This window comes from Limosilactobacillus balticus (assembly GCF_014145615.1).
Taxonomy (GTDB): Bacteria; Bacillota; Bacilli; order Lactobacillales; family Lactobacillaceae; genus Limosilactobacillus; species Limosilactobacillus balticus.
Genome location: NZ_JACIVH010000042.1, coordinates 66,155 through 89,239 on the forward strand (window position 1 = coordinate 66,155; position 23,085 = coordinate 89,239).

The 23,085-nt window shown below is 37.4% G+C and carries 19 protein-coding genes; 6 read left to right on the forward strand and 13 right to left on the reverse strand.

Annotated features, from left to right (window positions below; all coding sequences use genetic code 11):
- Nucleotides 1–26: 26 nt before the first annotated feature.
- The gene (gene cls / locus H5S10_RS01120) at nucleotides 27–1,490 is read right to left on the reverse strand and encodes a cardiolipin synthase (RefSeq protein WP_182588440.1); all 1,464 of its coding nucleotides are present in this window, start codon (nucleotides 1,488–1,490) and stop codon (nucleotides 27–29) included.
- Nucleotides 1,491–1,629: 139 nt separating this feature from the next.
- On the opposite strand from cls, the gene H5S10_RS01125 reads away from it, so the two are divergent.
- Nucleotides 1,630–2,214 carry a GNAT family N-acetyltransferase gene (locus tag H5S10_RS01125; protein ID WP_231795636.1) on the forward strand — a complete coding sequence of 195 codons (585 nt, stop codon included), beginning with the start codon at nucleotides 1,630–1,632 and terminating at the stop codon, nucleotides 2,212–2,214.
- A gap of 59 nt (nucleotides 2,215–2,273) precedes the next feature.
- On the opposite strand, the gene H5S10_RS01130 is transcribed toward H5S10_RS01125, so the two are convergent.
- Complete coding sequence (locus H5S10_RS01130; RefSeq protein ID WP_182588442.1) at nucleotides 2,274–5,207, reverse strand: hypothetical protein; 2,934 nt, start codon at nucleotides 5,205–5,207, stop codon at nucleotides 2,274–2,276.
- 810 nt (nucleotides 5,208–6,017) lie between these two features.
- Here H5S10_RS01130 and menC point away from each other — a divergent pair.
- Nucleotides 6,018–7,121 carry an o-succinylbenzoate synthase gene (menC, locus tag H5S10_RS01135; protein ID WP_182588443.1) on the forward strand — a complete coding sequence of 368 codons (1,104 nt, stop codon included), beginning with the start codon at nucleotides 6,018–6,020 and terminating at the stop codon, nucleotides 7,119–7,121.
- Between the two features lie 67 nt (nucleotides 7,122–7,188).
- Here the strand turns inward: menC and H5S10_RS01140 are convergent, their stop codons facing one another.
- The gene (locus H5S10_RS01140; protein WP_220480914.1) at nucleotides 7,189–9,426 is read right to left on the reverse strand and encodes an ATP-dependent Clp protease ATP-binding subunit; all 2,238 of its coding nucleotides are present in this window, start codon (nucleotides 9,424–9,426) and stop codon (nucleotides 7,189–7,191) included.
- A 117-nt stretch (nucleotides 9,427–9,543) separates the two neighbouring features.
- On the reverse strand, nucleotides 9,544–9,765 hold the full coding sequence (locus tag H5S10_RS01145) for a hypothetical protein (protein ID WP_003669553.1): 222 nt from the start codon (nucleotides 9,763–9,765) through the stop codon (nucleotides 9,544–9,546).
- A 505-nt stretch (nucleotides 9,766–10,270) separates the two neighbouring features.
- Here H5S10_RS01145 and H5S10_RS01150 point away from each other — a divergent pair.
- The 4 genes from H5S10_RS01150 to H5S10_RS01165 all read left to right on the forward strand — a co-directional run bounded on the left by H5S10_RS01150 (nucleotide 10,271) and on the right by H5S10_RS01165 (nucleotide 13,290).
- Nucleotides 10,271–11,458, forward strand: a complete 1,188-nt coding sequence (locus tag H5S10_RS01150; RefSeq protein WP_182588444.1) for an aminotransferase class I/II-fold pyridoxal phosphate-dependent enzyme — start codon at nucleotides 10,271–10,273, stop codon at nucleotides 11,456–11,458.
- Between the two features lies 1 nt (nucleotide 11,459).
- Entirely contained in the window at nucleotides 11,460–12,455 is a 996-nt protein-coding gene (locus tag H5S10_RS01155; protein WP_182588445.1) for an NAD(P)-dependent oxidoreductase, read from the forward strand.
- Between the two features lie 67 nt (nucleotides 12,456–12,522).
- A complete protein-coding gene (locus H5S10_RS01160) occupies nucleotides 12,523–12,951 on the forward strand; it encodes an OsmC family protein (protein WP_182588446.1) in 429 nt (142 codons plus the stop codon).
- Nucleotides 12,952–13,104: 153 nt separating this feature from the next.
- Nucleotides 13,105–13,290: a hypothetical protein gene (locus tag H5S10_RS01165; protein ID WP_182586128.1), complete on the forward strand. Its 186-nt coding sequence runs from the start codon at nucleotides 13,105–13,107 to the stop codon at nucleotides 13,288–13,290.
- A gap of 197 nt (nucleotides 13,291–13,487) precedes the next feature.
- Here H5S10_RS01165 and H5S10_RS01170 read toward each other — a convergent pair whose 3' ends face one another.
- The 9 genes from H5S10_RS01170 to H5S10_RS01205 all read right to left on the reverse strand — a co-directional run bounded on the left by H5S10_RS01170 (nucleotide 13,488) and on the right by H5S10_RS01205 (nucleotide 23,084).
- On the reverse strand, nucleotides 13,488–15,638 hold the full coding sequence (locus H5S10_RS01170; RefSeq protein WP_182588447.1) for a peptide cleavage/export ABC transporter: 2,151 nt from the start codon (nucleotides 15,636–15,638) through the stop codon (nucleotides 13,488–13,490).
- A gap of 257 nt (nucleotides 15,639–15,895) precedes the next feature.
- On the reverse strand, nucleotides 15,896–16,054 hold the full coding sequence (locus H5S10_RS01175; protein ID WP_182588448.1) for a hypothetical protein: 159 nt from the start codon (nucleotides 16,052–16,054) through the stop codon (nucleotides 15,896–15,898).
- Nucleotides 16,055–16,249: 195 nt separating this feature from the next.
- The gene (locus H5S10_RS01180; protein ID WP_182588449.1) at nucleotides 16,250–17,020 is read right to left on the reverse strand and encodes a LytR/AlgR family response regulator transcription factor; all 771 of its coding nucleotides are present in this window, start codon (nucleotides 17,018–17,020) and stop codon (nucleotides 16,250–16,252) included.
- A gap of 7 nt (nucleotides 17,021–17,027) precedes the next feature.
- Entirely contained in the window at nucleotides 17,028–18,341 is a 1,314-nt protein-coding gene (locus H5S10_RS01185) for a GHKL domain-containing protein (protein WP_182588450.1), read from the reverse strand.
- Nucleotides 18,338–18,469: a hypothetical protein gene (locus H5S10_RS10380; RefSeq protein WP_267866487.1), complete on the reverse strand. Its 132-nt coding sequence runs from the start codon at nucleotides 18,467–18,469 to the stop codon at nucleotides 18,338–18,340. Before H5S10_RS10380 ends, H5S10_RS01185 begins: the two co-directional genes overlap by 4 nt.
- A 310-nt stretch (nucleotides 18,470–18,779) precedes the next feature.
- Entirely contained in the window at nucleotides 18,780–20,174 is a 1,395-nt protein-coding gene (locus H5S10_RS01190) for a L,D-transpeptidase family protein (RefSeq protein ID WP_182588451.1), read from the reverse strand.
- A gap of 190 nt (nucleotides 20,175–20,364) precedes the next feature.
- Complete coding sequence (locus tag H5S10_RS01195) at nucleotides 20,365–21,024, reverse strand: hypothetical protein (RefSeq protein WP_182588452.1); 660 nt, start codon at nucleotides 21,022–21,024, stop codon at nucleotides 20,365–20,367.
- 139 nt (nucleotides 21,025–21,163) lie between these two features.
- A complete protein-coding gene (locus tag H5S10_RS01200; protein WP_182585917.1) occupies nucleotides 21,164–22,399 on the reverse strand; it encodes an ABC transporter permease in 1,236 nt (411 codons plus the stop codon).
- The gene (locus tag H5S10_RS01205) at nucleotides 22,386–23,084 is read right to left on the reverse strand and encodes an ABC transporter ATP-binding protein (RefSeq protein ID WP_094501669.1); all 699 of its coding nucleotides are present in this window, start codon (nucleotides 23,082–23,084) and stop codon (nucleotides 22,386–22,388) included. The genes H5S10_RS01200 and H5S10_RS01205 overlap by 14 nt, the downstream gene beginning before the upstream one ends.
- Nucleotide 23,085 lies beyond the last annotated feature (1 nt).

Below are 23,085 nucleotides of genomic sequence, written 5' to 3' on the forward strand. Positions count from 1 at the left end.
GTATTTCATTCCTACTCGTTTTATCATTATAAAATTGGGGACAGCAGACGTGACACTGTTTGCTTAACTCTTAACCAGCGCGGTTGCTCTGCAAACATTGCAGGTGTAATTACGCGACAGTCGCGAATATCATTAACAAAAATCTGCTCAAGATCGTCTACCGTATTTTGATTATAAATAAAGGCATTAATTTCGAAGTTTAATTTAAAACTCCGAAAGTCAAGGTTAGCAGAGCCGACTGAAGCCATTCGACCGTCAATCATCATTGTCTTAGCGTGAAGGAAACCCTTTTGATAGTAATAAATTGTTACACCATGATTAGCAAGCTCACGAGCATAATATTGCGTTGCCCGATATACAAAGGCATGGTCAGGCATTGAAGGAATCATTATCCGTACATCGATTCCTGAATGAGCCGCTACTTTTAACGCATCCAAAATACTATCGTCGGGGATCAAGTAAGGAGTTTGAATCCAAATATGATCCTGCGCTGCATTAATTAAACGTAAATACCCCATTTTAATTTTTTCCAATGGCGCTTCAGGACCACTAGAAACAGTCTGCAACGCAGCATCCCCATGAACTCTAATTGGTTGGAAGTAAGGATGATAATGAATAATCTTATCTTTATCCTTTTTCATCGATGCATTCCAGTCGCCGATAAACCGTCGCTGAAGCCCATAAACGCCACCGCCGATAATTCGAAGGTGGGTATCACGCCATGGACCAAATTTAGGAACACGCCCTAGGTATTGATCCCCAATATTAAAGCCACCAACATAACCAATCTCACCATCAATAACAACGATTTTCCGGTGATCCCGGTAATTTATCCGAAAATCAAAAAAATTACTTCGTGACATCAGGAACGGAGCCGCATAACCACCGACTTCACGTAAATGATCATAGAAACTTGGCCAAACCCCCATCGATCCCCATGAATCGTAGAGAACTCGCACTTCTACTCCCTCAGCAGCCTTTTGTTCAAGCAAAGTCCGTAATTCATTACCAATTTGATCATTATAAATAGTATAAAACTCAATATGGATGCTCTTTTTCGCTGCTGCAATATCATCAAATATTTTCTTAAAAAGCACATTACCATTTGTAAAAATATTAACGGTATTGTGCCGCGTCAAAAACGAGTCATCAATACTTTGAAAAAGCATGATGGTTCGTCGATAAATCTGGACAGTTTGGTCTTGGGGCTTCGGCATATTGATGAATTGTTGCTTCTGCTTTTCTAATGCTTGTTTTAATTTTAGTTGCGTTTGCGATTTTATTCGAGCTAATTGTTTATGCGGTAATTTCCTCCCAAAGAAAGCATACAGAATAAAACCAAAACCAGGAATCAGCATTAACACCAACAGCCATGCCCAAGTTGCAGCAATATCTCGCTTTTCACGGAAAACGGTATAAATAGCAGCAATTTCATTGACGAGAATAACCAGTAGCAAACACCACCAAATAATTGTCCATGTTAATGCCATCGCTTATCCTCCATTCATATCATTGCTTTTCATTCTAACGCAAACTACTTCTTTCTGAAATATAATCTCGCCTATTTTATCCGCTGAATAAAGCTAAATGTCGTACAATAGAAATGTTATTAATCAGGGGAGGATACTAATGACAGAAATATATTTACGCCGCGCTCAGACTCAAGATTTAGCGACGATCATTAAAATAATTGATGATGCAAAGGATCTTCTAAAGAAAAACGGGAGTCCACAATGGCAAAACGGTTATCCAGATCAGAAAACTTTTGCTCAAGACATTGCGATGCAAACAAACTGGATATTAATTAATGGTAATCAAGTAGCGGCAACTGCTACTCTTCAGCTTACACCAGAACTGACCTACCGTAATATTACACAAGGACAGTGGCAACAACCAGATGAGCCTTATGCTACCATCCACCGGGTCGCCATCAGCAGTAATTATCGGGGACAAGGACTTAGTAAGTTGCTATTTTCTAACTTGCTAACTGTTGGTCAAATGCAAGGAATTAAGAACTTTCGGGTTGATACTCACCGTAGCAATAAAGCAATGCAGCATATTGTTGAAAGTTTTAACTTTAAGAAACGAGGAATCATTAAAATTAACGATCGAAATGATCCTGAACGATTAGCATATGAATTAAACTTAGGTCGCCACCATAAGCTTACGCGGATCAATAATAATTTTATGCAACCCCTTATCGATAAACTATAGGATGCAAAAAAGAGATTGGATAATTCCAATCTCTTTTTTTATTTATTAACCGTTTCGGATTAGTTGTGGCGCTTCTTTGAACTGTAAGTGATACCAAGGGTACCAAGTAATGCAGTGGCGGCTAAAGCAACAATTGACATAGAAGATTGATTTACCTTTTGTGCTGAATCACTCTTCTTAGCAGATGCATGCTTCTTAGCAACAGTTGTATCAGCCTTTGTAGCTGATTTTTTACTGTTATCCGCTTTAGTGGCTTTATCAGCGGTAGCAGCAATCGGTGTTTGAACGGCAGCATTGTTTGTTACTGGAGTTCCATTGTTATTAGTTGCAGTATCAGCAGCTGTTTGAGTTACTACTGGAGCTTGTGTTGCACTTGCACTACTATTATTAACAGTATTTCCAGCACCACGATTCATTGTAGCAACAACTGGTGCAGAAGCGACTGGTGTTTGAGTAGCTGTCCGTACAATTGTTGGAGCTGAAACTGTTCGTACTTGTGAACGACTAGTAGCTGTAGGGAAAGCAACTGGTGTAACATCAGTATTATTTGCCGTTTTAACAGGTGATGGAAGGACAACAGTATTATTACCTAGGCGTACTTTATTAGCTTTTTCAATATCTTCACGTTGTTGAAGTGCAGCTAATTTAGTATTGAATTTTTCTGCAAGTTTGTCGTAAGCAGCCTTATTTTCAGCCTTCAATGTTGCAAGAACTTCATCCCCATGAGCAACAACTGCTTGGTGCTGTGCTTCTAATTGTTGAATTTGTGGTTCAACACTTGGTACTAATGCAGCAAGCTTTGCATTAAGTTTTGCATTTTCAGTTGCTTTGATATTAGCAACCTTGGCATCGCGATCAGCAGCAAATTTTTGAGCAGCTGCTTGGTCAGCCTTTACCATGTTTTGGTAAGCTTCATCTAATTGAGCTTTGTAAGCTTGAAGATCAACAGTTCCAGTAGCTTTAAGAGCCTCTTCACGAACGTTTTCAGCCTTGGCAACTGCATTATCGTAGTTAGCCTTTACTTGAGCCTTAGCATCATTATATTGTTTTTCAAGCTTGTTCAAGTTAGCTTGGTGTTCACTAGCCAACGTATCAAGGGCTTGTTGTGCTTGTGCTTTAACATTAGCTAAGTTTTGTTGTTCACCTGCAGTAGCTTTTTGAACATCAGCAGCTGTTGGTGTAATGGTCTTTGTACCTGACACTTTATTAACATGATATTGAGCAGACTTAATAGCATTTAATTGTGTATCAACTGTTGAAGTTCCCCAAACATTACGGTTCTGAACTTCCTTTGTTAAGTTAACATCATGATCAATGTTAAAACCAGTGTGGTCAAATGTTACAGCGTACGAAGGGTTCTGATGATCTGATACTCCGGAGCCTTGTTTGAAAGTCATTGCATCAGTTAGCTTTTGGAAACCAATACCAACAATATGAACGCCAGCCCGAAGAAGGTTATTTGCGTGTCCGCCGATATGAGTTAGATTTACTAATTCACCATAGTACATACCCTGCATAGAGTTGTAAAGATTAATAGCATAGTTAAGAAGAGTAGGATTTCCAGCTTGCATAGTAGTTAGGTTTTCATTGGTATCAGTGTAAATTACCTTACCACTAAATTCCTTTGTTAAGCTATTTTGTAAACCGCTAATTGTATTGTTAATTACACTAGAATAAGTAGCATCCTTTGGCATACCATTTTGTTGAATTGTATGGCTATTGTTATCTACGTTATACTTTGTCCGATTTGCTACAACTTGATCAGCAATTTGGTCAGTAATATCAGTACTTACAATATCTGTTGGAGCAACGTTAGCAAAGCCATTATTCTTGTTTACCGCATTGTAAAATTCACGGTAATTTTGGAAAACATTATTCCGGAAACCATTTTCCCACGAAAGAGCTAATGCCCGTAACACTTGGATTTGATCAGCTGTTAATCCATCAGCGGAAACTTTTTCAGAATGATCATTTTTAGCATCATAACTTAATAGACCCGGTTGAAAATCTAATGGCATTTCTGAAATATCGTGTGGAGTTGACTCAGCAGCCTTGTTGGTGATTACCGAACCATCAGGATATTCCCCATAGTAAGTATTAGCAAATTCAGGATAAGTATAATCAGATACAGGAATAGCACCATTATAACCACGAACTTCTAAATGAATCCCATATTTTGTTACATAATCAGGAACTTTAACATCTATTTGTGGCTTAGCAACTCGACCAGTAACAGCAACATCACTAGTAGTTGCGACTTCATAAGGCTTGTTAGCATTAGCAGCTGCGGTTGCAAGAGATGCTTCAGCATTTTTAATATTTTCAGCATTAGTAGCTTGTTGTGCAGATACTTTACCTTGGTAAGTATCATTTTCTTTAGCAACAGCGGCATTGTAATCATCTGAAGCTGCCTGGCTTTGACTTGTTTGGACACTAGCGGCTTCATTTACTGACTTCTGATATTGTGCTTCTATATCAGACACAGCTTGTTGACTTGCAGCAGCTTGACTAACAGCTTGTGCGTACTGTTGGTCATTAGCTACACGTTGAGTGGCTTCATTTTGTTGTTGTGCGTTAATTAGTTGTTGGTATTCAGCATTAGCAGCTGAAGTTTGTGCTTCAATAGAAGCAGCAGTGGAAGCTTGTGCTTGTGCAATAGCACCAGCTTGTTCTTGTTCTAAGGCAGCATGACTAGCTTTTAATTGATCAATTTGTGCGTTGGTTTGTGCAAGATCCGCAGCATTTGATTGCTCATTGGCCGTAGCTTGTTGAGCTTCTTTACTATCATTTGCTGATTGCAATTGTGCAAGTTGCTGATCAGCAGTTGCCCGAACTTGGTCGTAAGTAACTTGGTCATTACTTACTTGTGCATTATTTTGACTATTATCAGCGTGTACATCTGTCGTTGAAGTGGTAGTAACGACACCTGCTGTTAAGATTGCCCCCGCAACCAAAGCAGTTGAACGCCAATTATTAGTATTCGAATTTCTCATTTTAATAAACCCCCGTTTATGAAAAAATATTCAAAAGAAAATAAATTATTCATGCAAGGTTTATTGCTTAATGACTTAACAGTTCCTACTATATCAAGGTTTTGAAGGATTACAAGAGAGGCGAATTTCCAAACGCTCGTTTTCAAAGTTTTGCTATTCACCTGTTAAGTGTTCATCCTTATAAGCCAAATCCCCATTTATTAATCGTGTGAACAAATTTCAATTTATGGCTTAGAAGTTAATTTTTCAATATTCGTAAACTAATTACACGATTAGTGAAAGAGTAATATTATAAAACCAAATTTTCATTTTTTTAATAATATTTACATTCAAAAAAAAGTTAAAAAAATTTAAAACCATTCCCGTGATAATTATAGACCATTAAACCACTCATTATTTAACACAAAAATTAGTTAATTCAGCTCTTACACTCATTCAATTTTGTCTTATTATTGGACGATTATCGACTAAAGATATAGTTGTTTTTTTCATTATTTTTGCTGATCCCAACCTCTTATTTAACACGTGTTAATCCCTATAAGCACCAATAAATAAAGGCTTATTCAACTTCTGTTTTATAAAAAGTGATTTTTATCATATCTTTTTTACGGTTAAGCAAATGAGTTGATAAGTCAACACTAGATTCAGCTTAAATTCACCCTCATTTTCACCTATTTTTGCCACTTTTTTAGTCATTTTTTAACGGTAACTTCTCACCAATCATCAATCATTTTATGCATATTATCATTTACAATCTTCACTATTTATCGCAAACTAAAACTGAATGATTACTTAAGGAGTTGATATTTGGTGAAAATTACGTCTGCAAATCTTTATATGATTAATCTTCCTCTTCAATCAGCTTTTAAGACGAGTTTTGGGCAAATGAGAACAAAGGACTTCATACTAGTTGCCCTCCACGATGAAGATGGTCGCACTGGTTACGGTGAATGTTCTGCTTTTAGTGTCCCCTTTTATACTGAGGAATTCAGAAATAGTGCCTATCTCTTATTAAAAGATATCCTCATTCCGCTATTGCTCAGGCAAGAAATAACTACTCCCGCCCAACTAACAAATCTTTTTTGCGCAATTAAAAGGAATAACATGGCTAAAGCAGCAATTGATACTGCAATGTGGGACCTATATGCTCAAAAAAGCCACCGATCACTTGCAGAGGCAATTGGAGGCAATAAAAAAGAAGTGCTAGCAGGTATTAGTATTGGGATTCAGCCTTCCCCAACAGTATTAGTTCAAAAGGTTCAGCAGGCAGTAAAAGCTGGTTATCAGCGAGTCAAAGTAAAAATCAAACCAGGCGCCGATTATCAATACCTTAAAGCAGTGCGCAATGTATTCCCACAGCTCATGCTAATGGCTGATGCTAATTCTGCTTACCAATTAAAAGATGCTGACCATTTAAAACAGTTTGATAAACTTGGGTTACTAATGATTGAGCAGCCCTTAGAAAGTGGTGACCTGCTCAATCACGCCCAACTTCAACAACAATTAGCCACCCCAATTTGTTTAGATGAAAGCATTAATAGCCTTAAAGATGCCCAAGCAATGTACCAACTCGGCAGTGGACAAATAATTAATATTAAAGTTAGTAAAGTCGGTGGTTTATCCATAGCAAAAGAAATTCAAGCATTCGCCCAAAGGCATCATATAGATTGCTGGTGTGGTGGAATGCTAGGCTCAGGAGTTGCTCGCGCTGTCGATATTGCAGCTGCTACTTTACCTGGTTACACGCTCCCCAATGATATCTCTGCCTCTCAACGGTACTTTGCTCATGATATTATTAAACCCGAGATTAATTTAAGTAACGGAAAAGTAAAAGTTCCCACTATCCCAGGTCTTGGATTCAAATTAGATTGGGACACTATTTCTCGCTATACCATCAAAGAAAACAAACTTTAACCAAAAAAAGCACGAACTAACCCTATAAGTTAATTCATGCTTTTTATTCTTTATTAATGAAGGAAAATTACTTTTCGTCTTTCTTATCTTCGTTAGACTTCTTGTCTTCTTCCTTCTTATCGTCTTTTTCTTCATCCTTCTTTTCAGATGGTGAAGTATATTCTTTACTATCGTCTTTTGAGGCGTCCTTAGCATCAACAATTACAAGTTGGCCATCCTTCATTTCAGCAACAAGATTCTTTACATCGAGGTGGTCAAGGTAGTAATCAGTTACTTTATCACGGATTTCACGTTCGATAACCCGACGAAGAGGACGAGCACCCATGGCTTCATCGTACCCTTCATCAATAAGGTATTGCTTTGCAGTATCAGTAACCTTAACATCCATGCCCTTCTTAGCCAATGTCCGGTTAACTTCAGCAAGCATTAAGTCAACGATTTGCTTCAAGTCTTCCTTAGTCAAGCTGTGGAATTCAACAATAGCGTTAAACCGGTTCAAGAATTCAGGACGGAAGTAAGTAGTCAACTTCTTAATTAAGTCTTCTTCATCTTCATTCCGACCCATCTTGACTGGAGCATCGTTGGAGTAGCCGGCATTTGATGTAGCAATAATAACAGTATTCTTAAAGTCAATAGTGTTACCTTGTCCATCAGTTAACCGACCGTCATCAAGTACTTGAAGCAAGAGGGTGATAACTTGTGGGTTAGCCTTTTCAATTTCATCAAGAAGAATAATTGAATAAGGGTGACGACGAACCTTTTCAGTCAAGGTATTACCGTTGTCTTCATAACCAACATAACCAGCAGTAGCACCGATCATCTTAGATACGGCTGTTCGGTCAGAGTATTCAGACATATCTAACCGAATGATGTCATCCTTGCTGCCAAACATATCAAGGGCTAATTGCTTAGCAAGTTCAGTCTTACCAACACCAGTAGGTCCAACAAAGAGGAAGCTACCAATTGGTGAATCACCTTCGTCAAATCCGGCACGGTTACGACGAATAGCACGAGCAACTGCTTCAACAGCTTTATCTTGGCCAATAACCTTGCCTTCAAGCCGCTTGTCCATGTCCTTTAGACGTTCAACGTCACTAGCACCAATCTTAGAAACTGGAATACCAGTCATTTGTTCTACAGCCTTAGCAACGTCTTCTGGAGTAGCAGTAACCTTTTCAGATTCAGAGTTTTCGCTCAATTGCTTCTTCAAGTCAGCGATCTTTTCCTTGGCATCTTGAGCAGCCTTGTAATCTTCTTTCTTAGCAGCAGCTTTTTGCTTCTTTTCTTCTGCTTCGATATCTTTTTCAATTGCCTTAGCGTCCCGTGCTGGGTGCTTTGCTGCTAAGTGAGCAGCGGTCATATCGATTAAGTCGATAGCCTTGTCAGGTAATGCACGTTGTGGCATGTATTGAACAGAGTAATCAACAGCAGCTTGGAGAACGTCATCTGGTAACTTTACATTGTGGTGACGTTCGTACAAGTCACGGATGCCTTTAAGGATGGCCACTGTATCAGCCTTGCTTGGAGCATTAACAGTAACAGAATTGAACCGCCGTGCCAATGCAGCATCCTTCATAATCGTGTTCCGGTATTCATCTTGAGTAGTTGCACCGATAACTGTAAGTTCACCACGGGATAATGCTGGCTTAATGATGTCAGACATACCCTTAGAACCACTAGAATCGCCAGTTGAACCGGCACCGATAATTTGGTGAATTTCATCGAAGAAGAGGATGATGTTTCCAGCCTTCTTGACTTCATCAACCAACTTTTGCATGTTTTCTTCAAAGCTACCACGATATTGAGTACCTGCTTCAAGGCCAGAAATATCAATACTAATAATTTCCTTGTCCTTGATTGCAGCTGGTACATCACCGGAAACAATTGCTTGTGCTAATCCTTCAACAACAGCAGTCTTACCAACACCAGCGTCCCCAACTAATACAGGGTTGTTCTTTGTCCGCCGGCTTAAAATTTCAGCTGTTTCTTGGATTTCCTTATTACGACCAATAACAGGGTCAAGTTCATGTTCACGAGCTTCTTGAGTTAAGTTCCGACCTAACTTGTGTAAGATACTATCCTTACCAGCGTTAGGTTGAGGGCCAGGTTGGCCACCTTGTTGAGGATTTGCACCGCCTGGCAATTGACCAGTTCTACGATATTCAGCAAATTCTTCTGGTGTTACTTCACGACCATTGATTAGGTAACGCCGATTATCAGAATTGAAACCATTCATGCCACCCATTAATTGATTAAAGATGTCATTCATGTCGTTGTCAAATGGATTCATTGGGTTTTGAGCCATATGCAATCCCTCCTCAATTAAATATAATATTTTGTTTTCTAAGTTTCGTAGTCTAAGTATTCTAGAAGTCAAAAGTTAATGCATTTGACCTCCTGTGGCTACAGCAATGCCACAATCTCATTCGAGGTAATGCTCTTCTAGTTCTTTAAGGACCTCCCACATGCTCTTGTCTTGAGCGCGAGCCAAGGCATCAAGGTCACGCAGGTTAAGCGAGGTCGAACTAGACTGTGGTTTGTTAAACGATTTGTGTAAAGTCGTGTAGCCGTAACCGGAACGCTTGGAAACTTGATAAATGGTCAAGTGGTTAACTTCCAAATAATGTTTAATGTCGATCCGCATGCTACCCACTTCCTTTACGATTAATATTATATCACATTTGTGGAGTAACACAACAAAAAAGGCGCTAAAAAATAAAAAAAATTGTAGAATATAAACACAACGCTTAATTAAGGTTGAATTAATAACTCTTAATTTTTGGAATTCTTATTATATCTACATTTGTAATTAATAATTACTTTTATAATTAATAAAATTTCTCAATTTATCATTGACAAAAATTAAAAAACAATTAGAATTGTTAATAATCAGTTAATCAAAAGGAGGACACAATGATGATCACCGCGACAATTCACTTGAATCAAGCGTATGTCTTCTGGTTTAGCGCGATTACCGTCCGCTAACCAGCAGTGATTTTATCATTGTGATGTTCCCGGATGACCCCCAAACATCCGAGAGCCTCTTTTATACTCATTCCAATCTGATCAAGAAGCCCTGGATGTTATTTCTATAGCATTCAGGGCTTCTTTTATTTCTAAATCTACATATTATATAGGAGGAATTTATCATGCCAGCTACTAAAAAAGAAATCCTTAGTCGTCTTAACAATAATTTTGCTAAACTCACTCCTGGTGGAATCCGCGAATTTGATTATCAGGTAAGCTCAATCCCTGGCATCATTAAACTAACATTAGGCGAACCAGACTTTAATGTGCCAGCCGCGATGAAGCAGGCCGCAATCGATAGCATCAATGCCAATGATTCACACTATGCTCCGGGAAATGGGACCTTAGCACTCCGCCAAGCAATCGCTCACTTCATGCAAGATCGTTACCAGCTTGACTACGATCCGGAAAACGAAATTGCTGTTACAGTTGGCGCAACAGAAGGAATTTTCGCTTCTCTTTCGACTATTATTAATCCTGGCGACGAAATTATCATTCCAACCCCAACTTTCCCCTTCTACATGGCTGTCACAAAGATTCTTGGTGGAATCCCGATTGAAGTTGATACAAGCAGCGATGGTTTTGTCCTCACACCAGAAAGACTCAAAAGCGTACTAGAAGAACATCCTAACGCCAAGGGACTAGTTCTTAACTACCCCTCTAACCCAACTGGTGTTACTTACACCCAAGATCAAATTAAAGCACTAGCTGATACGGTTAAATCAACTAGCCTGATTGTAATTGCCGATGAAATTTACTCTGAACTCGTTTACGGAGCTACTCATACTTCAATCGCCAATTACATCCCCGAACAAACGCTAATTTTAAATGGTGCCTCAAAGTCACATGCAATGACTGGTTACCGAATTGGTTTTATCGCTGGTCCGCAAGAATTGATGAAATCGGTCAGTGCCATTCACGCGATGTTAGTAACCGCTGCTTCTAATCCAGCAATGGCCGCTGCAGTCGCCGCATTTGACACTGACGAAGGAAAAACAGCTACTCAAGAAATGAAAGAAGCCTATGAGCAACGGCGAGACTTTGTTGTGAACAGCCTCCAAAAATTAGGGTTCCGGCTGATTAATCCTCAAGGGGCTTTCTACGTTTTTGCTAAGATTCCTGCACAATATGGTAATGATGACCTTAAATTTGCGACCGATCTTGCCAATGAAGGAAAAGTTGCTGTGATTCCCGGTTCCTTCTTCGGTGCTGGCGGTCAGGGTTATGTTCGAATTAGTTACGCTACTAGCATGGACACATTAAAGCAGGCAATGATTAATATCGCTGAGTTCATTAATAAGGAGGACTAAAATGACTAAAATTTTACTGACAAGTGTGCGGGATGATGAGCAAGCTGCCATTAAGGATTACGCACAGAAAAATAATATTGAAATCATTACAACACCGAAATTGATCGATGAGGCTGTTGACCTCACTACCGATGTCGATGGATTAGTAATCCAGCAACGCAGCAAACTCCCCGAAGATATCTACGCTAAGCTCCGTGCAAATGGTCTTAAACAAATCGCCACACGGACTGCCGGTTTTGACATGATCAATATTAAGGAAGCCAATGCCAATGGTTTAACAGTGACTAATGTTCCAGCCTACTCGCCGCGGAGTGTCGCTGAATTTGCGTTGATGCAGATTTTTCGGTTACTGCGGAAATCTTACCGGTTTGACCACCAAGTCGCACAGAATGATTATCGTTGGTTTAGCGACGAACAATCAGTTGAAATTCATACCGCTACAATTGGTATTATTGGTGTCGGACGAATCGGCGGGACCCTTGCTAAATTATTAAAAGCACTTGGCGCAACCGTGCTTGGGTATGACACAAACCCACGAACTGATTTAGATGGGATTGTACAATTCGTTCCTAAAGATGAACTGCTAAAACGTGCCGATATCGTAAGTCTACATGTTGACTTAAACCCGACTTCAAAAGGACTGCTTACTACTAAAGATTTTGTCCTAATGAAACCAACCGCTGGACTAGTGAATGCTAGTCGTGGCTCGGTTGTTAATACCGCAGACCTCGTTGATGCATTAAAAAAGGGAACAATTGCAGCTGCCGCCCTTGATACTTTTGAAGGTGAAGAAACGGTGGCGGCCACAAATCGTCGAGAAAAAGGGCTTGATGATCAGCCCCTTGTTAAAGAATTACACGAAATGGATAATGTTATTCTTACGCCTCACATTGCCTTCTTTACTAATTTAGCGGTCAAAAATATGGTGGATATTTCACTTGATGATGTGATGACAATCCTTAATGGAGGAAAATCACCACATGAAATCACCTTATAATTGAGCACCCTCATTGACCAAAAGTATCGTCTCGATTACACTATGGGTATTAAAGGAGGGAACGGTTATGAGTAAATATAAAGTAACAGCAACTAAGACAACAACAGGGATGCAAGTTTCAGCCGGTACCCGTGGTTTTGAAATTACCTTTGATGAACCTGAAAGTACAAATACGGGGATGAATCCAGTCGAAATTCTCCTTGCATCATTTGGTGCCTGCCAGGCAATCACTGCCCAAGCATTAGCTAAAAAGCGTAACTTTGATTTACGAGCTTTTTGGGTAACAATCGAGGGTGATCTTGGTCGTGAAGATGTTGCTGGTGATAAAAATGTCAGCAAGTTTACTGAGATCCGTTACCAACCACACCTTCGCAGCAGCGAGTCTGATGAAGACATCAAGAAGTTCCTCGCTGACGTTGCCGCAAAGTGTCCCGTGGAAAACACCCTGACCTACGGAACAAAATTTGTTCAAGATGGATTTGTAAAAGTTGATTAGTTGAAAAAACGCCTTGGAATTTCCCAGGGCGTTTTTCTAAATAGGCAACCTATACGAATTCTGCAAAAAACTTAACGAATTTTGCAAAGTGTTCTTTAAATTAGATCTTTCCTTATAATAAGATACACATACTATCTTAGGGGGGGAGAACTAATGAAAATTCATTTCAATAAGGACTTTTGGCGGGATGGTTTCTTTTATGTGTACCTATTACTCCTGTTTCTCTGGATTGCACCATTTTCAGATGGTTCGCTGCCATTAGATGAGTCACTACTATGTATCTTCTTTATAATTTTTACTATCGGTTCGATGCTCGCAATTATGTTTAATAAAGACTGAAAAAAAGAGGGGGAAATAACCTCCTCGACAAGGCGGTCGGCTAAGCTAGGACGATGATTAGCACGGCACGGGCTGATTATCGTTCGTACTTAGACTCGAGCCTTGTGGCGACGCGAAGCTAGTTCCACGTTATCTTTCTATTGTTCATAACAAGTAGTTGAGGCTGAGAGAAAACAAAAGTTTTCTCCCAGCCTCTTTTATGCATTCCATAAATCATAGTATTCTTGATGATGATTCAAAAGTTCTTGGTGAGTACCCTGTTCAATGATTTTTCCGTCGCGCATTACTACTACTTTGTTGACCTTTTTAGCAATTGAAAGACGGTGGGCAATAAAAATCATTGTGCGGTCTTCAATCTCTAGCAAATGCTCAACGATTCTTTTTTCAGTAATCGGATCTAAACTACTTGTTGATTCATCGAAAATTAAAACACGCGCAGAAGTTAGGAGTGCTCGTGCAATCGTCAAGCGTTGTTTTTGACCACCAGATAATGCGGTTGCTTCTTCATCTAGTTTTGTTTCATATTTTAAGGGCATCTCTTGAATATCGTTATAAATTAATGCCAATTTACATGCATTATCGATTTCTTCAGCAGATACTTCACGGTCTAATCCCATTAGCAAGTTATCTTTGATTGTTCCCGAAAATAATTGTGGCGATTGGGGTAAGTAATGCACATATTGTCTAATATCGCAAAGATTAATCTCTGTTGTCTTATGCTGATTAAATTCTATCTGTCCTTGAGTAGGTAAATAAAAGCCAACTAATAACTTTGCCAAGGTCGATTTACCAGAACCGCTCAATCCTACAATTGCCAATTTATCATTACGACCAATTTGAAGATTGATGTCCTGTAAAATTGGACGACTATATTCATATGAATAATCAACATGTTGAATGTTTATCGGACCTACCAAATCTGCTTGATCCTGAGAATTTGTATCAGACTTTTCGGTGTCAACTTGCAGCACTTCATTTAATCGATTATTCGCTACTTTAGCTTCTTGGAGTTTAGGTTGAAGATTAATAATATTTTGTAATGGACTGATAAAAAAGGCCAATAATGCATTAAAGGCCATCAATATTCCAATACTTAAGCAACCCTGAATTACTAAAACCGCTCCTTGAAAAAGAATGATTGTTACTAAACCGTATTGAATCCACATTTTAATTGCATCCTGAAAAGATTTAGTTTTGACATATGTTAGATTCTTTCGTAAGAAATTCGCAAATTGTTTTTCAACATTTTTATAACGGATATTTTCAAGTTGCAGCACTTTCAACGTCTCTACGCCTTTTAAATCCTCAATAATGGCAGAACTTAATTGAGCGTTACTCTCCATCTGTTCCTGATCAAGTTTAGCAAAGCGCTTATTAAAGGCATAAATGATAATGACATAAATCGGAATGGTACTAATTGTAGTTAAAAATAATGACCGATCATACAAGAAGAGAACAATGCCAATAATCACCATCACGCCAACATCTAAGAACATTGAAATAATAGTGCTTGATAAAGCATCAATAATCTTATTAATATCATTAAACCGCGAAGTTATTTCCCCCGTTTTTCTTGTGGAGAAAAATCTCATCGGTAAACGATAAACATGGTGAATATATCTAAGACTTATTTGTGACGTTAGTTTTTGATCCAGCCTAGTCAAGAGAACATCTCGCAGATAATTAAAAAGAGAATTAAACACATAGACTACCAATAAACTACCAGCAAGAATCGCTAAGCCATTAATACTTTTCGAGGGGATAAACCGATCGATAATTAATTGAAGATAGTATGAACCGACGATGCTGATGAAGGTAATTAATAATGCCGCAATGACAATTCCTGATATATCTTTTTTATAATTAGTTAATTGTCGAAACATCGTCATTAATCCAGCTAACGATTCTTTTTGTGGCGTATATCCCTTAGCAGGCGAAAAAAGTAAACTTACACCTGACCATAAACGACCAAATTCATCCCGAGTCATTTTTTGTACTTTCGTAGCAGGATCTGGATCAGCTACATAGATGTAATCTTGATCAGCCTTAAAGACAACACAGTAATGAAGTAAATCATCCTTAATCACATGCGCGATCAACGGGTAAGTAATTTCAGGATCATCAAACAAAGATATATCTGCTTGAATGGGAGTAACGTCTAATCCAAGATGCTTTGCTGCTTTGACAAGTCCTAAGGCAGTAGTTCCTTGCTTAGTCGTCCGTGCTAAGTCACGTAATTTTGCGATTGGATAAACAGACCCAAAATTGTGCAAAATCATTGCTAAAGCGGCGACTCCGCAATCTGCCTCATCAACTTGAGCTACATAATGAGGATAATTGATTTTCATTCACCTTGCTTTCTAATTAGACAAAGAAATAAAGTCCAAAATTAATATTGATTCTGGGCTTCATATTCTTATAAGATACTATTTATTTTTAAATAAAATTCGTAGAGCCGCAAAAATACCAATGATTGTGCAAGCTATACATATAATTGTTTCATAAATGTTACCTGCTTTGGGAATTGCTAAGACCCAGAAGAATGTAACTATAATATAGATATAAAAATCGTGGTTAAATTTCATAATCATTAAGTTATAAACTATTAGTGAAATGGACTATCTTTATAGCCTGCGTAGCAAGATTGAACCCATTTGTTCAAGGAATTAACAACATCTTTAACTAGTTCATTAACCTGTGAAGATAGACTCCATCCACCAGAAACCTTGCTTAATTCATCGAAGTTTAATTTACGATAAGTCATTTTAATTACCTCCTAATACGATAAAGTTAGGATTTTAACATTAGTATATAAGTAAAAATTCTCTCTGTGTCATTTTGCAAAATTCGTAAGCCTTTCTGCAGAATTCGTAGTAAAAGTTTTGAAAACGTTTACTGAAAAATATCTGATAATAAAAAAACTATGACCACTTTTGGTCACAGTTTCTTTTGAACTCTATCAACCGTTATTATCCTTTTCGAGAAAATCAACTAATGATTTTATTTTTCGATAACTAACAGTCACTTTAAGTTCTCGATTCGCACCAAAGTAAACTATACGTTCTTTACGATTAAATTCTTGGATTGTTTTAGGATTAATCAGCGTACTTTGATTTACTTTCAACAAATGCTTGTTATTAACTTGACCTAACTCGCCATGATATTCAATCCGAATATCTTTTCCCACAATCCGTAACCGTCGATTTGTATTTTTTACTGATTCAATATAATAAAGGTTTTCAAAATCAACTTGCCTTTTTACTCCATGAGTCGGTTCATAAGTAAACTTTTCTTGATGTTTTTGATTACTGTTCATGTAATTCTGATAGCGAGCATATGCTTCATCAATATCAATCCGGAGTCGATCCGCAATCGATTCAATCTGTTTCCCTTTTGATATATAGTCGAATGGCTCAATTCGGCGCGAAACAGTATAAGGTAAATATTCTTGATAAGCAGTTACAAAGATAATTTCGGCAAATTCAGCTTTTTTGCGGATCTGCTCAGCAACATCGATCCCACTAAGTTGATTGTCTAGCTCAATGTCTAAAATCGCTAAATAAGCGTCATCTTTGATACTGTTGATCACTTTTTGCGGATCATTTGTCCGCAAATATAATTCTATGTCATAACTATTTGGAGTAGCATTAATCAATTTTCGCTGAGAAACGAGGCGCTCTGTATAATCAGCTTGATAATCATCATTTTCCAAAATAATTACCTTTAACATTTTATTCTCACTTTCCCTGAATAAAACAAGTCATCATAATTACCTTATCTTTAACTTCCGCTGAAAAAGAATAATGGTCATCATTTTCTACCAACTGTGTCATATTTGAAAGACCAATTCCTTGATGCCCTTCTTTAGTTGAATGTTCAAATTTTAGTGCAGTATTAATATTAAGTTTTTGCTCAATCGAATTAGCAATTACCAATTCATAAACTTCTGGACTGTGCTTAAGCAACGCAAATTGGATATATGGTTTAGCTTGCTTAAATGTTGCTTCAATTGCATTGTCCATTAAAATTCCGATAATTCTAGCAGTTTTTATTTCGGAACCTGGTAACTTGTCGATCTCAGCATTAACTTCAAACGAAAACGGAATACCTTTTTCTACTATTTTATAAGCCTTTTCCTTAATAAGATTATGCAACCCTGAAATTTTAATCTTATCTAATGCATTATCAATTTCACCATAATGCTTTTCAACTGTATCATTTTGAAGAAACGTTGCTAGTAATTCCTCCGCTTCCTTATCTTTGTGATCACGAATATATCCTTGAATACTGAGAAGCATATTACGTGTATCGTGACGTTCACGCCGAATTTCATTATAATGTTTATTTATTCTGTGGGCATTAGCAATTTGCGATTGATAATCATTGATTAATCTCTGTTGGTGTTGAGTTTGTTCATTATTTTTAACAAAAGTAAGGAAGCCGGTAACAGATACTATTATGATTATAGAATACATGATTAACAGTAATGAAGCGTATTTATCAGCAATTTCTTCTTTTTCTGCAATAGTAGTTAACCAAATATAAAGTACAAAATAGATAGCAGTTATTTTCCATAATTGAATAGGGTTGGGAAATTTAATATAAACCCACTTTATCTCAGGATAAATAATCTTGATTACAAATACGCTTACTATAAATGTTAAAATACAATCATTCAACGGAATTAACCAACCTAAAAGTGATATATGTGCCTTTCCTTGTACGAAAAATATATAAGTATAATGATCCACTAAATCAAATAAAGATGACATTATGATACTAGTACATATCGCAAGAATGCTATTTATAGCTATACAGGAGTTAGATTTTATTCTATCAACTAACCATAAATAAAATACTATAAGTACTGGATAAAGGGAGCCTAGCATCATAAATATTACCGAAAAGAATATCATCATCAAAACAGCTAAAGAGTCAAGTGTTATTAATTTCAATGATAAGCTTTTTGTTACCAATCGATAAATAAAAATAATTTCAATAATATTTGATATAGATGATGCTAATCCTTGCCCAACAGTTAATTTAATCATCTTTTAATCCATTTTAAAACTGCTCTTTCCCATGAACGAGTATCTCTAAAAGCAAGTGAATATCCCCAACCACCGTATAGTTTGAGTAGCTCTTTTTTTGTTAAAATTTTATACTTTTTCTCTAACATGACTAAATCCTCCCATAACATTTTAAAATTAATTATTACTTAATATTCCTACTAAATTCGCAATAATTAGCATTATCAAAAATACCATTAAATTCAGTGGCCCTGCATGCAAAATGCAGTAAATCAAAATTAATCCAACATAAAACAGATTAACGATTACCAAATTTTTCTTCTTTTCTAAGTCCATAGTCAAATTCCTTACTTTATCCATCCCTCAGACAAGGCGAATGAAATAATAATTGTTAATATGAAACAAACAACCGCAATCATTATTGAGCGTTCAGCACTTGGGCGCATAATAAATTCTCCTTTAGTAAATAATTACAGGCTCATTTTTCTGTAAGTCATGAAAGGCTTGACCAGCAACATCTGGGTGCATGTTGATACATCCATGCGATCCGCCACCTTTAGCGAGATAGGCTTGTTTCGACCAGTCATGACGCCAACTTGCATCATGAAATCCACATCCACTATCAGTGAAAGGAGACCAATATTGGACCTTACTTGCATATTTCGAACCATCATCGTTAAGTCCTCGAAGAACAGACGGTGTTTGCTGGTACATGATATACCAGACTCCTTTTGGCGTCTCATTATCTTTGTTATTAGTCCCACTAACAATGTCAGTGCTAAGAACGCATTTACCATTCTTATAGAACCATGCATGTTGGTCGGCTAGCGAAACTTCGGCATAGGTATTACCAATGCCATTATTAGTTGTAGTTCCATAACCTGTTCCATGCTGATTATATCCCTTACCATAGATATCATTTTTGGCATTTACTGTTTGCTTATTTGCAACCAGTGCATTCGTAAGAGTCTTTCCAGCTTGTTTCTTACTGATCTTCCAACCATACGAGCCAGCATCTGTTGTTTTGATCACTGATCCATTATGGGTTTTGAATTCAAATGATTTGCCAAGAGTTGCTTGGGTATTATTAATTTCATCAATCTTTGAATCAGCTGCTCCAGTGTCAAAGTGGTATTTTCCATTTTGATAGGTTGCTCTGGTAATAATCTCACCACAATTTAACTGATACTTTTTGTTTTGTACTTGGTATGTTACAGATCGTTTTGATAACTCTTCGAGCTTTGCTTTTTCATTCTGAACAGTTTTACTATTTGCAGAAAGCGGAGCTTTGTATACTGGCTTCAAGTAAATAGTTCCGCCAGCAATCTCATTCTCAACTTTATTATGCAAACCATCTAAACTGTATTGAGTACCACCAACTGCTGGTTTTATCTGCACTCGGCCATTTTCGTATACAGCGTAAGCATCAACAGGAGCCTTTCGACCATTATTTAATTCTGTTACCTTTTGACTGACTGCTTGATCAATCTTTGATACTTCATTTTGGTTAATGCTTTGAGGCTTAATTGCAATGTTCTTTGCCTTAGATGATGGGAAGAAAGTATACTGACTATGTAATGCATTTTTAATTTTTTGTTCGTCAGCACTACTAAACTTTGCTACCGATTGCTTATCCGTAAATACTAACTCATTGTTAACATAAATTTTTGGTGATTGTGGATTATCTTGTAACTTCTTTAATGCTTGCTTAGCAGTCAATCCACCAACCGATACATTATCAATCTTAACGTTCTTATTAAAATGACGACGCTGGTGAATAGTCATGCAGCCAACCACCAGTACTAATAAGCACAATGTGATTATTATTAGTTGTTTAATAGATAGTTTTTGCATAAAAGTACTCCAATAACATCCAAATCTTTAAGTGAGGCTTCTACATTGAATAATCACTTAATAACTATATTCTTCACGCTCATTCATTATATACTAAAGCGCAAACAATTAGTATATCTTACATCTTTCACAGTATTTTTTACTAAAAAAATGTCTGGCAAAAATACCGGACACTTTTTTAGTAACCAAACTATTTAGCGGTTGTAACTTGATATTGATTATTACCCTTAGCTTTGTAGTAAATAGTTTGACCGTTGTAGGTTACAGAACCATTACCTTCCTTGGCATTTTTGTAAAACTCTTCAACAGATGTCTTGTTATCAATCACACCCGCTTTTTGCGCAGCCCGGTAGCTAAAGTTCATCCCATCTTCCACTATTACAGGTTGTTGTGTTGATGCAGCTTGGGTTGTATTTCGGCTTCCTGTCCGCCGATTGTTTGTGTTGGCGACACTGCGGGTTCCCTTGTAATTATTCGTGGCAGCTTTAGGACTAGTAGTTTGACCAGAATTACTTACCGCCGTTGCTTGGGTTGTCTTTTGACTTTGTGCAGGTTGAGCTGTTTGATTACCACTAGTTACTGCGGTAGATGCAGAAGTTGCCTCACTATCATTAGTATCAGCTACTGAAGACGAATCATCAGAATCATCATCTTTAACTTTATCTGAACTATCTTCTTTGGCTGCTTTATGTTTTTTAGATGAGCTACTTGTAATCGTCTCTGTCTTAGTAGCCTTTTCACTAGCAACCTTCTTTGATGAAGATGGGTGTAGTAACATGTATCCGCCACATACCACAATAATTACAACTAGCAATGAAATAACCGTTAATTTACCCCTATTTTTACTCATCTTTTCCTATCTCCTAATATTTCATTTTAATTTATCTTTTTATTATACTCGATAATTTGATATTTTTTACATTTTGCAGAATTCGTAGTGTTTTTTGCAGAATTCGTTAAAAATCCTCAGCAAAAAACTGAGGATTTTTTTATCTTAAGATATCAATCAAATTCTTATTGGCTGCTTGGCGAGCCGGCAAGATCCCAAAAATCAAACCAACAGCTGCCGATGTTCCAAATGCCAACAAGAAAGCATTAAGCGAAATATGAGCGTGAATATGAATGCCACCACCACCAATCACACTTGATAAAAGCGGTGCTAGTAAGTGCGCTAATCCTGCGCCACCTAAAAAGCCTAATAATCCACCTGTCATGGTAAGAATTACTGCTTCCACTAAAAATTGCATCATAATGTTAAATGGTGTGGCCCCCACAGCTAAGCGAATTCCGATTTCTTGCGTCCGCTCAGAAACTGAAATATACATCATGTTCATTACCCCAATTCCGGCAATAAAAAGAGAAATCGCCGCAATAAAACTAATGAAAGTAGTAATAATACTCATTTGAGAAGAGAATTGCTTAAGGGCTTTTTCCATGTCTAGATATTCATAGGTTCCTTGAGTCGCTGCTGAACTATTATTTTTTAAGTACTTTGCGACTCTCCGGGAAATAGCGCTGGCATTTACACCTTGGCTAAAGGTTAATTTAAGCGTATTTCCTTCTTTAGCACTATCTCCTTGATAGTAAACTTTTTTCGGTAATAATAAATCAACCCCGTATGAGTTTTGATTTCCATCATCAGTAAATTGTGCCTGCGTCTTATATACTCCCGTAACTTTATAGGTGACATTATTAATTATTACAGTTGTGCCAAGCGCATTTTGTGCTGAACCATATTGTCGCTTAGCTACTTTTTCACTCATTAGGACATTAGCTTCCTCTAGTTCAAAAGCTCGTTTACTAAAGTTGTGACCAGCAATAAGTTTTACTGTATGGGTTGGTTTCTTTAATAAGCTTAGTGTCACTGATTTAGTCGTGTCACCAATATCTGCATGTGTTGAAAGATTATCTGATTCCTGCTCAATCTCAGCCTTTTTAATTTCACCACCAAATTGAGTATTAATATCAGCAACTTGTTCTTGAGTGAATCCATTGACTGTCGAATTAACATTATCAGGATTATAGACGATTTCGGTCGTTTGCTGGCCTTGCTTAGCATTATTACCGAACTTATCATACATCGTTTTCGTAATCCCGTCCCCAATTCCAAGGATAGCAATAACCGCAGCAATACCAATCATAATTCCAATAATCGTTAGGAAACTCCGCTTTTTATTTGCTTTTAATGACTGGATAGCTGATTTTACCAACTCAATTGTCTGCATGATATTCACCGCCTTTGCTGTCACTCACAATTCGACCGTCAATAATTTTAATTACTCGGTCACATTGTTCAGCGACATGAGGATCGTGGGTAACCATAATAATCGTTGTTCCTTCTTCATGATTCAATCGCTTAAAAAGATTCATAATTTCTTGGCTTGTTTCCGTATCGAGCGCTCCCGTTGGTTCGTCAGCAATTAAAAATTTCGGGTTCGTTGATATTGCCCGGGCAATAGATACTCTTTGTTGTTGACCACCAGACATATTTTTAGGGAATTGATCTTCATATCCGGCTAAACCAACTTGCTCTAAGACTTCAGAAACCCGTTTGCCAATTTCACGGCGTCGTTTTCCTGCATATAGCAAGGGTAATCCAACATTATCGGCAACGGTTGATCCACGTAGCAGTTTAAAATTTTGAAAAACAAAACCGACATTTTGATTTCGCAAATTTGAAAACTGCTTTCGCGAATAATCATGGATTGGGTGATTTTGGTAGAAGTATGTTCCCTCAAAATCATCATCAAGAAAGCCCACAATATTAATCAAAGTTGATTTCCCTGATCCAGATTCACCAATAATTGCGACTAATTCACCTTGCTCAATGTCAACATTAATATCATGAAGAACATGAAAACGCTGGCTACCTTGACGATAATATTTATTAATGTTCTTTAGCTTGATCATA